Here is a 15,588-nt window from a genome sequence, read left to right on the forward strand (position 1 = left end):
TTCAAAAATTCAAAAAAATTACAGTGATCAGCAATTTTTGAAAAGTGAAAAAGAAATGTGTGATCTATTTGCAGATATTCCAGAAGCACTTATTAATAGTGTAGAAATTTCAAAACGCTGTAATGTTTTTATATTTTCAGGGAAATATTTTTTACCCCAGTTTCCAACTGGTAAAATCAGTGTTGAAAATTATTTAATTACGCAAGCATATAAAGGTATCGAAAATAGGTTAAACTCTAGAAATTCAGATCATAAAAAATATGCACGTATTTTAAATAGATATAAAAATCGTTTAGATATGGAATTAAATATAATTAATAAAATGGGCTTTCCTGGGTATTTTTTAATTGTTATGGAATTTATAAAATGGGCAAAAGATAATAATATACCAGTTGGTCCAGGAAGAGGTTCTGGTGCAGGTTCTCTTGTGGCGTATGCATTAAATATCACAGAAGTAGATCCACTTTCTTTCGATCTTTTGTTTGAACGATTTTTAAATCCAGAACGTATTTCATTGCCTGATCTTGATATTGATTTTTGTATGGAAAAACGTGATAAAGTAATTGATCATGTTTCAGATATATACGGTAGAAATGCAGTTGCTCAAATTATTACTTTCGGCACATTAACTGCAAAAGCTGTTATTCGAGATGTAGGTCGAGTGTTAGGATATCCATATGGTTTTATTAACAAATTATCTAAGATGGTGCCTTTAGATCCTGGGATCACATTAAAAGAGGCTTTTTTAAAGGAATCTAAACTATCTAATCTGTATAAAAATAATGAAGATGTTAGAAATCTAATTGATATTGCTAAAAAACTAGAAGGAATACATAGGAATGTTGGTAAACATGCAGGTGGTGTCGTTATTTCACCGACTAAAATTACTGATTTTTGTCCACTATATTGCGACGAAAAAGGTGATAATCCTGTAACTCAATTTGATAAAAATGATATAGAATATGTGGGATTAGTAAAATTTGATTTTCTTGGTTTACGCACCTTAACTATTATTAATAGTACAGTAAAAATGATTAATTTTAAACTAAACTATAGTAAAGAAAAATTAATAAATATTAATTCAATTCCTCTTAATGATAGTAAATGTTTTGATGTATTAAAAAGTGCTCAAACCAATGGTGTTTTTCAACTAGAATCTTACGGTATGAAAGATTTAATTAAAAGATTACAACCTGATTGTTTTGAAGATATTATTGCTTTAGTAGCTCTTTTTAGACCTGGTCCTTTGCAATCTGGAATGGTTGACAATTTTATTAATAGAAAACATGGGCGTGAAAATATTTCATATCCTGATCATAAATGGCAGCATATACTCTTGAAGCCGATACTAGAATCGACATACGGTATTATTCTGTATCAAGAACAAGTCATGCAAATAGCACAAATTTTAGCAGGTTATACTTTAGGAAGTGCGGATATTTTAAGACGAGCCATGAGTAAAAAAAACGCAAAAGACATGGCAAAACAACGTTCTATATTTGAAGCGGGAGCTTTAAAAAATGGTATAAATAAAAAATTAGCAATAAAAATTTTTGATTTATTAGAAAAATTTGCGGGATATGGGTTTAATAAATCCCATTCTGTAGCGTATGCTTTAGTATCTTATCAAACTCTATGGCTAAAATCACATTATCCCGCTGAGTTTATGGCTGCAGCGATGACATCTGATATAGATCATACAGAAAAAATAGTAACGTTAATTCATGAGTCTTTAAATATAGGAGTAAAAATTATACCTCCAAACGTTAACTTAAGTAAATATGAATTTTATGTAAAAAATGACAAAAATATAGTTTATGGTCTTGGTGCAATTAAAGGAATAGGGGAAAATTCAATACATAATCTTGTGCAAGAACGAGAAAAAAATGGAGAATTTCATGATTTATTTGATCTCTGTATTCGTCTTGATTCAAATAAGATTAATCGTAGAATTTTAGAAAAATTAATTATGTCTGGAAGTTGTGATTGTTTTAATAAAAATAGAAATTATTTACTTCAATCTATTGATGATGCTATAAAATCTTCAAAAGAATCTGTTAAAATTAAACATTTTAAACAAGAAAGTCTCTTTGGTGTTTTCAAAGACGAATTAAACCAAGTAAAAAAAAATAATTTTGTCAACTTATCTTGTTCTGAAAAAAATAAATTAAAAAACGAATATCAAGTATTAGGGTTTTATCTTACAGGACATCCTATCGATCAATATTCTGAAGAACTAAAACATTATTTAAATGGTATGAAATTATCAAAATTAAAATTTATTGAAAAAAATAGAACAGTGTTAGTAGCAGGAATAATAGTTTCTATTAAAGTTAAGACCACTAAAAATAATAATCGTATAGCTATTTTAATATTAGATGATAATACTAGTCGTATAGAAGTGATAATTTTTACAAGTTTATTGGATGTATATGAATCTTTATTAAAATTAAATGAAATTTTGTTTGTAAAAGGTATTTTAAATGTTAATTTTATCAATGCATATACTAAAATAATCGCAAATGATCTTATGGATCTGAATATAGCAAGAAAAAAACATATAAATAAATTAATAATTATATTAAATCAAGACAAACAAGATTTATTTTTTTTGAATAAGTTACGTGCATGTTTAGATAAACAATCTAAAGGAAATATTCCTGTATTTTTTTATTGCTATAAAAAAAGAGTTTTTTTTAATTTAGCATTAAACAAAAAATGGTTTGTGATTATTACCGATGATTTTTTGCATGAATTAAAAAAAATAGTAGGATCAAAAAAAATAAAGTTGGAGTTTCATTAAAAAAATATGTACTGAGATAATATTTTTTTAGAAGATACTTTATTTTTATGACTGTATCTTAAATAAATTATTTTAATATTCAAAAAATATATTCAATTTTGATTATTAACATTTATTTTCATAAAAATGATTATTGTTTATTTCTTTTAGTTTTCAAGTGTTTAACCATAAAATTTGTTATTTCTCCAATTTTTACGAAAACAATTTTTTTATTCTTTCTTGCACGATATTCAACACTACCATTATTAATGGAGCTAGTACTGATGATTATTTGATGAGGAATACCAATTAAGTCCATCTCATTAAACATAATTCCTGGTCGTTCATTTCGATCATCCAAGATTACATCTATGCCATTTTTTTTAAATTCTTGATATATAATATTGGCTATTTTTTTTATTTCAATAAATTTGTGCATATTTATAGGTAAAATAACTGCTTCAAAAGGTGCTATAGAATTTGGCCAAATAATCCCATTATCATCATTGTTCTGTTCGATAACAGCTGCTACAATCCGTGTGATTCCTATACCATAACATCCCATATATAAATTTTCTTGATTTCCGTTCTTCATTTTAACAAATGCTTTCATTTTTCTAGAATATTGCTGACCAAGTTGAAATATATGACCAATTTCAATACTTTTTTTAATATTTAAATATCCTGATCCATCAGGACTCCAATCTTTTTTGGTTACTTTTCTAATATCTTTAATTATTGGTATAGGTAAATCAACACCCCAATTTATGTTAATAAAGAAATGATTTTTAACATTAGCACCTATAGTAAAATTTTTCATTTGAAAAGTAGAAATATCAGCAATAACAGGTATTTTTAACCCCAAAGGTCCTAAGAACTTTTTTGTTACTCCCATAAATGCAATTATTTCTTTCTCTTCGAGAAATACTAAAGGCTTTTTAAGAATATCAATTTTTTCTACTTTAAATAAATTTAATTCATGATCTCCACGTATTAATAATGCCGCTATTGAAGTGATATTGTTAATTTCAGTTCGAACTAAAATGGTTTTAATACAATTAGTTAATAATACAGTATTTTGTTCGAAATGAATCATAGATTTATTGCTTTTTTCTTTTTCAATAATTTTATATTGATTTTTATTTTTAAAAAAATTAATTGTTTCCATGGATTTAGCCATATTCATATTTGAAGAATATGATCTATTTTCAGAAAAAACGATTTCGTCTTCACCATTTTTAGAAAAGGATTGAAATTCGTGAGAAGTACTACCTCCTATAGAACCTGAATCAGCTTTTACAACACAAAAATCTAATTTTATTTTATTAAATATATTTATATAGCTATGATAAAATTTATCATAAGTATTCTCTAGACATTTTATATCGGCATGAAAAGAATAGGCATCTTTCATAGTAAATTCTCTTGCTCGAACTATTCCAAAACGAGGACGTATTTCATCTCTAAATTTTGTTTGTATTTGATAGACTGTAAGTGGAAGAGCTTTATATGAATTGATTTCGCTTCTTATAAAATCAGTAATAATTTCTTCATTAGTAGGTCCTAAAATAAAGTTTTTTTTATGACGATCAGAAAATCTTAATAACTCTTCTCCATATACATTTAAACGACCAGTTTCTTTCCATAATTCTTCAGGTTGTATAATTGGCATCGATGTTTCTAATGCATTAATTTTGTTCATTTCTTTTTGAATAATATTTTTGATTTTATTTAATACTCTAATTCCAGTAGGAAGCCAAATATATAAACCTGAAGATATTTTTCTGATCATACCGCTTCTTAACATTAGTTGATGACTGATAATTTTTGCATCATGAGGTATGTTTTTTAAAGTTGATAATAAGTATTGACTTGTGCGCATTTACTAATATCTCAAAAATAAAAGTTTTAATCCAAAAAAAATTTTTTGAAAAACTTTGTTTTTAATAGTGAATATAACTATATTATATAATAAAATCTTATTTTAAATACTTTTTTTTTAAATTAAATACAAATACATACTATATTTATATTCAAAAAAAATATATCTGATTTATTTGAATGATTAATAAAATTCACTTGTTTTTTTTTTGATAGAGAGGTTTAATAAATTTTTCATGTACAAAATAATGGTTAAAAACATTTAAAATGAATCATAATACACACGAGGAAAAAACAGAAAATCCCACCGAGCATCGTATTAAAAAATTTCGCAAAAAGGGAAAAACTAGATATTCTAGAGAGTTAAATTCTTTGTTGATTTTATTAGTTGGCTTTATAAGTTTATGGAAGTGCAGAGATTTAATTATTTATCATTTGAGCAATATAATGTTTAATGGTTTTTGTTTTAATAGAAATAATATTTTAGATGAAAAAAATACTTTATTAGAAATATTTATATCTTTTCAAGACATGTTATTTGTTTTTTTTCCATTTTTAATCTCTTTATTAATTATAATCACTATACCTCCAATGATTTTGAGTGGTATTAAATTTCATATGAACTCATTAGAGTTTAATCTTAAAAAATTAAATTTATTTAATGGGTTAAAAAAAATTTTTTCTATTCAAATAATAATAGAATTTTTTAAGATAACAACAAAACTATTTATAGTTGGAAGTATATCTTGTTGGTATATATGGTTTTCTTTTCCCGAAATATTAAAATTAATTAATGAAGATTATATTTCTTCATTATTTCATGGATTCAATATTATTGCATCTTCTTGCATTTTAGTCATACTAGGATTAGTTCCCATTGTTTTTTTTGATATTATTTGGCAACAATTTAATTATTATAAAAAATTAAAAATGACTCATCAAGAAATAAAAGATGAATTCCGCGAAAGAGAAGGAAATCCAAGTATTAAAATGCGTATTCGTCAAGAAATGAAAGCTGCTATACGTAGGAGAATGATTGCAGATGTTCCTAAAGCTGATGTAATTATAACCAATCCTATACATTATTCAGTTGCACTTCAATATGATGAAAATAAAATGCATGCACCTAAAGTAATAGCAAAAGGTATAGGTGAAACAGCTATTAAAATACAAACCTTAGCTTTGAAAAATAATATTTCTATTATTTCCGCTCCATCATTAGCTCGTTCATTATATCGTTATTCTGAAATAGGAAAATATATTCCAGACGCTTTATATAAAGCTGTCGCAGAAGTTTTAGCATGGGTTTGGAAAGTGCGAAAATGGAAAAAAGAAGGTGGAATTTTTCCTGAACAACCTCAAAATATATCAGTTCCATCAGAATTAACTTTTACAGGGGAATATAAAACTAATGATTAATTTTTCTTCTTTTTTCCGTGTGATAAAAAGTTTAAAAACGACTCAATGGCAAGTACTTGCTGGTCCGATACTTATTTTAATGATTTTAGCGATGATGGTTTTACCATTGGCACCTTTTTTCTTAGATGTTTTTTTTACTTTTAATATTGCTTTATCTATAATCATTTTGCTTGTTTCCATGTTTACTCGTCATACTTTAGATTTTACTGCTTTTCCAACAATTTTACTCTTCTCTACATTATTACGATTAGCTCTAAATGTCGCCTCTACTCGTATTATTTTTTTACAAGGTCATACTGGAACTAATTCAGCTGGAAGAGTCATTGAATCATTTGGTCATTTTTTAGTTGGTGGTAATTTTGCCATTGGAATCGTTGTATTCATAATTTTGGTTATTATTAATTTTATGGTAATCACCAAAGGGGCTAGTCGTATAGCAGAAGTTGGTGCTCGATTTATATTGGATGCAATGCCAGGGAAACAAATGGCAATTGATGCTGATTTAAATGCAGGTTTAATTGGTGAAGATCAAGCTAAAAAACGTCGTATAAAGATAACACAAGAAGCAGATTTTTATGGTTCTATGGATGGTGCAAGTAAATTTGTTCGAGGAGATGCTATTGCTGGAATTCTAATAATGATTATTAACATATTAGGAGGTTTGATTATTGGTTTAATGCAGCATCATATGCTTTTAAATAAAGCTGTAGAAGTGTATACATTATTAACTATTGGTGATGGTTTAGTGGCTCAAATTCCAGCTTTAGTTATTTCTACTGCGGCAGGTGTAATCGTAACACGAGTTAGTACTAATCAAAATGTTGGCGAACAAATAGTCAGTCAATTATTTTATAATCCTCAAGTTATTTTATTAAGTGCAATAGTATTAGGTATTCTTGGTTTGGTTCCCGGAATGCCGAATATTATATTTTTAATATTTACAGTTTTATTATTTATACTTTCTTGGTGGTTGTATGAAAAACAATATTATTTAGAAAATAATTTTTTAAATTCTAGTGAAAAATATAAATTAATACAAGACTCAATTTCAGAAGCTTCTTGGAATGATGTTGCACTAGAAGATCCAATTCGCATAGAAATTGGCTATAAATTAACACCAATGACTGATATTAATCAAAAAGGTGACTTGTTAGATAGAATTCGTGTAGTACGTAAAAAAATTGCTCAAGAAATCGGATTTTTACCTCCACTCGTACATATTAAAAATAATATGAATTTATCAGGCAATGTGTATCGTATTTTTATTAAAGGGGTAGAAGTAGGTAAAGGTAAATGTTTTTATGGACGTTTTATGGCAATTAATTCGGGTCGAGAAACAGAATCTTTGCCTTTTGAAAAAGTACATGAGCCTACTTTTGGATTATCAGGTTATTGGATTGATGAAGATTTTAAAAATACAGCTCAAAAAAAAGGTTATTCTGTCATAGAATCTAGTACTGTAATTTCTACTCATTTAAACTTTTTAATTTCTCATCATATTGATGAGTTATTTGGTCGTCAAGAAGCTCAGCAATTATTAGAGCATGTTGCTGTACACATACCTAAATTAACTGAAAATTTAATTCCTAATTTAATTAATTTGACAGTTTTTCATAAAGTTCTTAAAAACTTATTATTAGAACATGTTCCGATACGTGATATGAGAACTATTGTAGAAACATTATCAGAATATGCAGAAATTCAAAAAGATCCTGATGAATTAACTAGTATAGTTCGTATTGCATTAAGAAAAATAATCATACAAAAATTATTTAATAAAAAAGATATTATCGAAATAATAGGGTTAGAATCAAATTTAGAACAACTATTATTAAATACTTTACAATCAGGAAATAATACTATAGAACCCACTTTATCTGAAACTTTATTAGTAAAGACTAGAGAAGCTATTAAAAAACAGCTACTAAAAGGTTCTCCTCTTGTATTATTAGTTAGACATCCTCTGAGGTATTTTTTATCAAGATTTCTAAGACAAAGCCTTCCAGAATTAACTGTTTTATCTTATATGGAAATTGAAGAAATCAAAAAAATAAAGATCACTAATATAATTGGAAAGAATTAATTTTTTTAAATTTTAATACAGATTGGTGTGGTTTTAAGTGGTACATTTTAGTACTACATTATTTCCTCACCTTGCTGAATTTTTAAAACAAAAAAATACATTTTATTTAATTTTACATTTTTTGAGAAATTTTAATTCCTAGCATATTCAGTCCTTTTTTTAATGTTTTAGCTGTTAAAATGGATAATTTCAGTCTGCTTTTACGTATTTTTATTTTCTTAGAAAAAAGTATAGAACATTTTTCATAAAAAATAGAAAAATAAGTGGCAAGTTGATAAAGATATTTACACATAATATGTGGAGTACCTTTTTGAGCAATTAATAGAATAGTTTCTTCAAATTCTAGTAGCTTAATAGATAAATTAACTTCACTCTCTTCTGTTAAAGAAATTTTTTCTTTTAGTTTATTTACACGTATCTCAGATTTTTTTATTATAGAAATAATTCTTGTATATGCATATTGTATATAGGGGGCTGTATTACCTTCAAAACTTAGCATTGTATCCCAATCAAAAATATAGTTTGTATTTCTATTTTTAGATAAATCAGAATATTTTACTGCACTGATACCTATTATTTTCGCTAATTGTATTAGTTTTTTTCTAGATAATTTAGGTTTTTTTTCTTTAATTAAATGTGTAGCTCTTGCTATAGATTCGTCAAGTAGTACAGATAATTTTATGGTATTACCATCCCTTGTTTTGAACGGTTGTTTATTTTTTGATAACATCATGCCAAACATATGATGTTCTAATACAAAATCTTCAGGTATATAATTAGCTTTTTTAGCTATAGTCCATGCTTGTATTAAATGTTGATGTTGACGGGAATCAGTATAGTATATAATACGATCAGCATGTAGTTTTTCATATCTGTATTTAAAACAAGCAATATCTGTAGTAGAATACAAAAATCCTTTATCTTTTTTTTGAATCACTACACCCATAGATTCTCCTAATCTATTCTTAAATTCTTTTAAATAAACAATAGTAGAACCATTTTCTTCAACTGCTATTTTTTTATTTTTAAGATCTTGAATAATATCAGGAAGCATTTTATTATATAAACTTTCTCCCATAGTATCAGTTTCTTTTAAAGTAACGTTTAATCTTTTATATATTTTATAATTTTCTAGCATAGTAATAGATACTAATTTTTTCCAAATAGCATAACAATATTGATCTCCATTTTGTAATTTTACGACGTATTTTCTAGATTTTTCTGAAAATAATTTATTACTATCATATTTTTTTTTTGCTTTACAATAAATTTTTTCAAGTTCAACAAGGGAAAAATTATTTTTTTGTAGATTTTGATCTTCTAAGTATGCAATTAACATTCCAAATTGTGTTCCCCAGTCACCAATATGATTTGCTCGAATAACATTATGTCCTAAAAAACTTAGAATTCTTACTATAACATCTCCAATTATTGTTGAGCGTAGATGTCCGATATGCATTTCTTTTGCAATATTTGGAGAAGAGTAATCTATGACAATATTTTTAGGTTTAGCGTAATGTATACCGAGTCGAGATGAAATAAAAACTTTTTCTAATTGTTCAGATATCCATTGATGACGAATGAAAATGTTAATAAAACCTGGTTGAGAAAATGTTATCTTTTTATATATATGCTTATTTTTAATATTCAAAATTATTATCTTAGATAATTCATATGGTTCTAATTTTAATATATTAGCTATTTTGATTAAGTTATTAACTTGATAATGACCTAGTTTTATTTTTTTGTTTGCTGTGATAAGTGGTTCACAATTATTTATAGAACTAATTGAAATTAAAACATCTTGAATGTCTTTTTTTATTATATTTTTTAAATTCATTTTTAAAAACCTTTTACAAAAAGTGAAAAATTATTTATTGATTGTTTAAAAAATTAATATATATTTTTTATAATTCTCTGAGAGAGAATAAACGATTATTTATGCTTATATATAATATATATTATATTTTTTAAATTACTTATTAAACATCATTTTTACAACTTTAAAAATTTTTTATATTTTTTTATTAAAAAGGTTGACAACATAATGAAAAGAATGTAGTCTCTTAATCTAAAGTTTCAAAATTTAAAAACCGCTCTTTAAAAATATATTAGATAATCTGTGTGGGCACAGACAATTAAGTACAAAACGTATTTTTTTTATTATTTAAATTCTTAAAGAATTTTCTTCTTTAAGAAAAGTTTTTCAATTGAAGAGTTTGATCATGGCTCAGATTGAACGCTGGCGGCAAGCCTAACACATGCAAGTCGAGCGGCAGCGAAAGAAAGCTTGCTTTCTTGTCGGCGAGCGGCAAACGGGTGAGTAATATCTGGGGATCTACCCAAAAGAGGGGGATAACTACTAGAAATGGTAGCTAATACCGCATAATGTTGAAAAACTAAAGTGGGGGACCTTTTGGCCTCATGCTTTTGGATGAACCCAGACGAGATTAGCTTGTTGGTAGAGTAATAGCCTACCAAGGCCACGATCTCTAGCTGGTCTGAGAGGATAACCAGCCACACTGGAACTGAGACACGGTCCAGACTCCTACGGGAGGCAGCAGTGGGGAATATTGCACAATGGGCGCAAGCCTGATGCAGCTATGCCGCGTGTATGAAGAAGGCCTTAGGGTTGTAAAGTACTTTCAGCGGGGAGGAAAAAAATAAAACTAATAATTTTATTTCGTGACGTTACCCGCAGAAGAAGCACCGGCTAACTCCGTGCCAGCAGCCGCGGTAATACGGAGGGTGCAAGCGTTAATCAGAATTACTGGGCGTAAAGAGCGCGTAGGTGGTTTTTTAAGTCAGATGTGAAAGCCCTAGGCTCAACCTGGGAACTGCATTTGAAACTGAAATGCTAGAGTATCGTAGAGGGAGGTAGAATTCTAGGTGTAGCGGTGAAATGCGTAGATATCTGGAGGAATACCCGTGGCGAAAGCGGCCTCCTAAACGAATACTGACACTGAGGTGCGAAAGCGTGGGGAGCAAACAGGATTAGATACCCTGGTAGTCCATGCCGTAAACGATGTCGACTTGGAGGTTGTTTCCAAGAGAAGTGACTTCCGAAGCTAACGCATTAAGTCGACCGCCTGGGGAGTACGGCCGCAAGGCTAAAACTCAAATGAATTGACGGGGGCCCGCACAAGCGGTGGAGCATGTGGTTTAATTCGATGCAACGCGAAAAACCTTACCTGGTCTTGACATCCACAGAATTTTTTAGAAATAAAAAAGTGCCCTCGGGAACTGTGAGACAGGTGCTGCATGGCTGTCGTCAGCTCGTGTTGTGAAATGTTGGGTTAAGTCCCGCAACGAGCGCAACCCTTATCCCCTGTTGCCAGCGGTTCGGCCGGGAACTCAGAGGAGACTGCCGGTTATAAACCGGAGGAAGGTGGGGACGACGTCAAGTCATCATGGCCCTTACGACCAGGGCTACACACGTGCTACAATGGTTTATACAAAGAGAAGCTAATCTGCAAGGACAAGCAAACCTCATAAAGTAAATCGTAGTCCGGACTGGAGTCTGCAACTCGACTCCACGAAGTCGGAATCGCTAGTAATCGTGGATCAGAATGCCACGGTGAATACGTTCCCGGGCCTTGTACACACCGCCCGTCACACCATGGGAGTGGGTTGCAAAAGAAGCAGGTATCCTAACCCTTCAAAAGGAAGGCGCCTACCACTTTGTGATTCATGACTGGGGTGAAGTCGTAACAAGGTAACCGTAGGGGAACCTGCGGTTGGATCACCTCCTTAAAAATTTATACTTTTTGAAAGTGCCCACACAAATTATCTAATAAAAAATTAGAAGGCTTGTAGCTCAGATGGTTAGAGCGCACCCCTGATAAGGGTGAGGTCGGTGGTTCAATTCCACTCAGGCCTACCAACAAAAATCATCTGGGGCTATAGCTCAGCTGGGAGAGCGCCTGCCTTGCACGCAGGAGGTCAGCGGTTCAATCCCGCTTAGCTCCAATAAAAAAATCTTTTTTTAATCTTAATTTAACAAAAACCTCATAATCAGTACAACTTTCTTTCAATCCCATTGATTTTTTTAAAGAAAACTCATTTGTCTTTAAAAATAAATTAATCTTTTTTTCAAAAAAAATATAAGCGGGCAAACTAGATCTACCTAATTTGATTAGATTTTCTATTCTTTTAAAGAATATGTGAATTGTTTTATCATGAGGAAGAATGGAAAGAGAAAATTGTAAATTTGATAAAGTATATTCATGAGCACAACAGATAATAGTATTGTTTGGAAAAGATTTAATAAGTTTTAAAGAGCAGTACATTTCTAAATATTTTTGTTTGTAAACACGACCACAACCTCCCGAAAAAAGAGTGTCTCCGCAAAAAAGATATGGTTTACTATAGTATGAAATATGACCCGGAGTATGACCGGGAGTAAAAAATACATGAAATGTTTTGTCCAAAATAATAATTTTATCACCTTCAGTAACAATTTTATTAACATATTTTTTTTTTATTTCAGCGGGTCCAAACACAGTTATGTTCGGGTAACGATAGACAATTTTCTTTACCCCTCCCGTATGATCTAAATGATTATGAGTCAATAGAATAGCAATTGGATGCCATTTTTTTTTTTCTATTTCTTGTATAACAGGATCAGATAATCCAGGGTCTATAATAATACAAAAATTATGAGTATTAAAAAGAATCCAAATGTAATTATCAATTAATACGGGTATTTTTTTTAAAAACATAATATTAACCTTCTTTAATATAAAAAATTATTTAATATTCTTTGTTAATTTACTATTTTCATAGTAAATATCCTTCATAGAAGGATGGTGAGCAGAGTTTCTTGCTATTGCATCACATCTTTCATTTTCTAAATGACCAATATGAGCTTTAATCCAAAGCCAAGTTACTAAGTGTTTTTCTAAAGCTGCATTAATACGCAACCATAAGTCTATGTTTTTTACACATTTTTTTTTAGTCGTTTTCCATTTTTTTTTTTCCATAAAGGCATCCAGTCAGTCACTCCCTTTTTTACATATAAACTATCTGTAGTAATTTCCACTAGACAAGATTGATTGAGAAATTCTAATCCTGATATTACAGCCATTAATTCCATTCTGTTATTTGTAGTTAAATAAAAACCTGAAGTTAATATTTTTTCATGTAATTTGTAACGTAATATCGTACCATATCCTCCTGCTCCTGGATTTCCTAAACAGGAACCATCTGTAAATATTTTAATTATTTTTGACATGATGTAAGTTATTCCAAAATTATATTTAAAATTTTAAATTATGAATAATCAAAAAAGAATTGTTGTATTAGATACCGAAACAACAGGTATAAATAAAAAAGAACTTCCTCATATAAATCATCGAATTATAGAAATTGGTGCTGTTGAAATCATTAATCGTCGTTTTACAGGAAACAATTTTCATGTATATATTAGACCTAATAGATCGATAGACCCTGAAGCATTAAAGATTCATGGTATTACTGATGATTTTTTATTAAAAAAACCTTTATTTAAAGATATAGCTGAAAATTTTTTAAATTATATTAAAAATTCTCAACTAGTTATTCATAATGCCTCTTTCGATTTGGGATTTATAAATCAAGAATTAATTATATGGAATAAAAAAATAGAAAAAATTGATACAATTTGTTCTATTATTGATACATTAAAAATAGCTAGAAAATTATTTCCTGGAAAAAAAAATACGTTAGATGCTCTATGTGTACGCTATAAAATCAATAAATCTCATAGAAATTTACACAGTGCAATATTAGATTCTTATCTATTAGGTAAATTATATCTCTTAATGACTGGTGGTCAAGATTGTATGTTTTCTTATGATACAATAAATGATAAAAAATTTCTTGCAAAATCACAAAAAATTGATAGATTAAAAAAATTTTCTTTAAGAATTCTGAGATCTACAGAAGAAGAAATAAATTCGCATAAAAAATATTTAGAATACATGAAAAAAAATAGTCAATGTTTATGGAAATAATTTGTTATTTTTATAAAAAAGATCATTGACTGATTTTTTTAAAATATGTACAATGTAGGAATACTAAAAAGGTGCGGTAGTTCAGTTGGTTAGAATATCGGCCTGTCACGCCGAGGGTCGCGGGTTCGAATCCCGTCCGCACCGAAAAAATATAATATTAAAAAATTATTAATATATTTTTTAAATAAAAAAATAATTTTTTAAAAAATTACAAATTTAAAATTATGTATAAAAAAAAAATTTTTTCTGAGTTTAATGCCGCATCAAAAATACTTCATAAATTTTTAAAAGATGATAATCAAATAAATAATATTCAAACTGCCGCTATATTAATTGCTCAATCATTTAAAAATGGTAATAAAGTTATATCATGCGGAAACGGAGGTTCACACTGTGATGCAGCACATTTTTCAGAAGAACTAACTAGTGTTTATAGAAAAAAAAGATCTGGATATCCAGCAATTTCTATATCTGATAGTAGCTATATTTCTGCAGTAGGAAATGATTTTGGATATGATGAAGTATTTGCACGTTTTGTTCAAAGTATTGGATCTTCAGGAGATGTATTATTAGCAATTTCAACTTCTGGAAATTCCTTAAATATCATTAAAGCAATACAAGAATCAAAGAAAAAAAATATGAAAATTATTGTTTTAACGGGGAATGATGGAGGAAAAATTAAAGAACTATCTGATATAGAAATTTGTATTCCTTACTATGGATATTCAGATAGAATACAAGAAATGCATATTAAAATTATTCATATATTAATATTAATTATTGAAATAGAAATGAAAAAATCAAGCAATTAAATAATTTTTAAATAAATTCTATTCTAGAATATTAAAAATAAATTAAAATCCTACAATAATTACAACTTATTTCCACTTTCTAATAAATACTATTTTATAGTTTCGGAATTTCTTTTTATGGGTGAGAAATACATTGTTACTTGGGATATGCTTCAAATTTATACTAGAAAATTAGCTAATCGATTACTTAAAAAAATACATACTTTCAATGGAATAATTGCTGTAAGTCGAGGTGGTCTTGTTCCATCCGCTTTATTAGCAAGAGAATTAGACGTACGACATGTTGATACAGTATGTATAGCAAGTTATAATTATGATTGCTTAAAGAAAAATAGAAAAATCATTAAAAAAGCAGAAGGTAATGGAGAAAAAATTATTGTAATAGATGATCTAGTAGATACTGGTGGTACTGCGAAAATTATTAGAAATTTATATCCAAAAGCATATTTTGTAACTATTTTTGCGAAACCTATGGGTCGTTTATTAGTAGATGATTATATTATAGACATTCCTCAAAATGTATGGATCGAACAACCATGGGATATGTCAATTTCTTATATTGCTCCTCTTATTCAACACTATAAAATCAAAAAAATATCTTAATTAAAAAATATCATA

The 15,588-nt window shown here is 28.4% G+C and carries 9 protein-coding genes, 3 tRNA genes, 1 rRNA gene and 1 pseudogene; 10 read left to right on the forward strand and 4 right to left on the reverse strand.

Going from position 1 to position 15,588, the window contains the following annotated elements; genetic code table 11:
• On the forward strand, positions 1-2,803 hold a 2,803-nt coding region (dnaE, locus tag D9V68_RS01210; RefSeq protein WP_261979599.1), incomplete at its 5' end, for a DNA polymerase III subunit alpha.
• A gap of 130 nt (positions 2,804-2,933) precedes the next feature.
• Here the strand turns inward: dnaE and D9V68_RS01215 are convergent.
• Positions 2,934-4,664 carry a proline--tRNA ligase gene (locus D9V68_RS01215; RefSeq protein WP_158357554.1) on the reverse strand — a complete coding sequence of 577 codons (1,731 nt, stop codon included), beginning with the start codon at positions 4,662-4,664 and terminating at the stop codon, positions 2,934-2,936.
• Positions 4,665-4,930: 266 nt separating this feature from the next.
• Between D9V68_RS01215 and flhB the strand changes: the two genes are divergently transcribed.
• Together flhB and flhA are read left to right on the forward strand one after the other, a co-directional pair.
• Entirely contained in the window at positions 4,931-6,082 is a 1,152-nt protein-coding gene (gene flhB / locus D9V68_RS01220; protein ID WP_158357556.1) for a flagellar biosynthesis protein FlhB, read from the forward strand.
• Positions 6,075-8,165, forward strand: coding sequence for a flagellar biosynthesis protein FlhA (gene flhA / locus D9V68_RS01225; RefSeq protein WP_158357558.1), 2,091 nt, complete (start codon positions 6,075-6,077; stop codon positions 8,163-8,165). The genes flhB and flhA overlap by 8 nt, the downstream gene beginning before the upstream one ends.
• A 112-nt stretch (positions 8,166-8,277) precedes the next feature.
• Here flhA and argS read toward each other — a convergent pair whose 3' ends face one another.
• A complete protein-coding gene (gene argS / locus D9V68_RS01230) occupies positions 8,278-10,005 on the reverse strand; it encodes an arginine--tRNA ligase (protein ID WP_158357560.1) in 1,728 nt (575 codons plus the stop codon).
• A gap of 367 nt (positions 10,006-10,372) precedes the next feature.
• On the opposite strand from argS, the gene D9V68_RS01235 reads away from it, so the two are divergent.
• From D9V68_RS01235 to D9V68_RS01245, 3 genes are all read left to right on the forward strand, one after another.
• Positions 10,373-11,918: ribosomal RNA gene (locus D9V68_RS01235) — 16S ribosomal RNA — on the forward strand.
• Between the two features lie 53 nt (positions 11,919-11,971).
• A tRNA-Ile gene (locus D9V68_RS01240) sits at positions 11,972-12,048 on the forward strand.
• Positions 12,049-12,061: 13 nt separating this feature from the next.
• A tRNA-Ala gene (locus D9V68_RS01245) sits at positions 12,062-12,134 on the forward strand.
• Here D9V68_RS01245 and gloB read toward each other — a convergent pair.
• Together gloB and rnhA are read right to left on the reverse strand one after the other, a co-directional pair.
• A complete protein-coding gene (gene gloB / locus D9V68_RS01250; RefSeq protein WP_158357561.1) occupies positions 12,116-12,886 on the reverse strand; it encodes a hydroxyacylglutathione hydrolase in 771 nt (256 codons plus the stop codon). The genes D9V68_RS01245 and gloB overlap by 19 nt on opposite strands.
• Before the next feature lie 27 nt (positions 12,887-12,913).
• Positions 12,914-13,398 (reverse strand): annotated as a pseudogene (gene rnhA, locus D9V68_RS03180) (ribonuclease HI).
• 40 nt (positions 13,399-13,438) lie between these two features.
• On the opposite strand from rnhA, the gene dnaQ reads away from it, so the two are divergent.
• From dnaQ to gpt, 4 genes are all read left to right on the forward strand, one after another.
• Positions 13,439-14,158 (forward strand): DNA polymerase III subunit epsilon, encoded by a 720-nt coding sequence (dnaQ, locus tag D9V68_RS01265; protein WP_158357567.1) that lies wholly within the window; start codon positions 13,439-13,441, stop codon positions 14,156-14,158.
• Positions 14,159-14,228: 70 nt separating this feature from the next.
• Positions 14,229-14,302 (forward strand) — tRNA-Asp (locus D9V68_RS01270).
• A gap of 80 nt (positions 14,303-14,382) precedes the next feature.
• Positions 14,383-14,970, forward strand: a complete 588-nt coding sequence (lpcA, locus tag D9V68_RS01275; protein ID WP_158357569.1) for a D-sedoheptulose 7-phosphate isomerase — start codon at positions 14,383-14,385, stop codon at positions 14,968-14,970.
• A gap of 117 nt (positions 14,971-15,087) precedes the next feature.
• Positions 15,088-15,573, forward strand: a complete 486-nt coding sequence (gpt, locus tag D9V68_RS01280; protein WP_158357571.1) for a xanthine phosphoribosyltransferase — start codon at positions 15,088-15,090, stop codon at positions 15,571-15,573.
• Positions 15,574-15,588: the final 15 nt, after the last annotated feature.

The organism is Buchnera aphidicola (Hyperomyzus lactucae) (assembly GCF_005081705.1).
Lineage (GTDB): Bacteria > Pseudomonadota > Gammaproteobacteria > Enterobacterales > Enterobacteriaceae > Buchnera > Buchnera aphidicola_Y.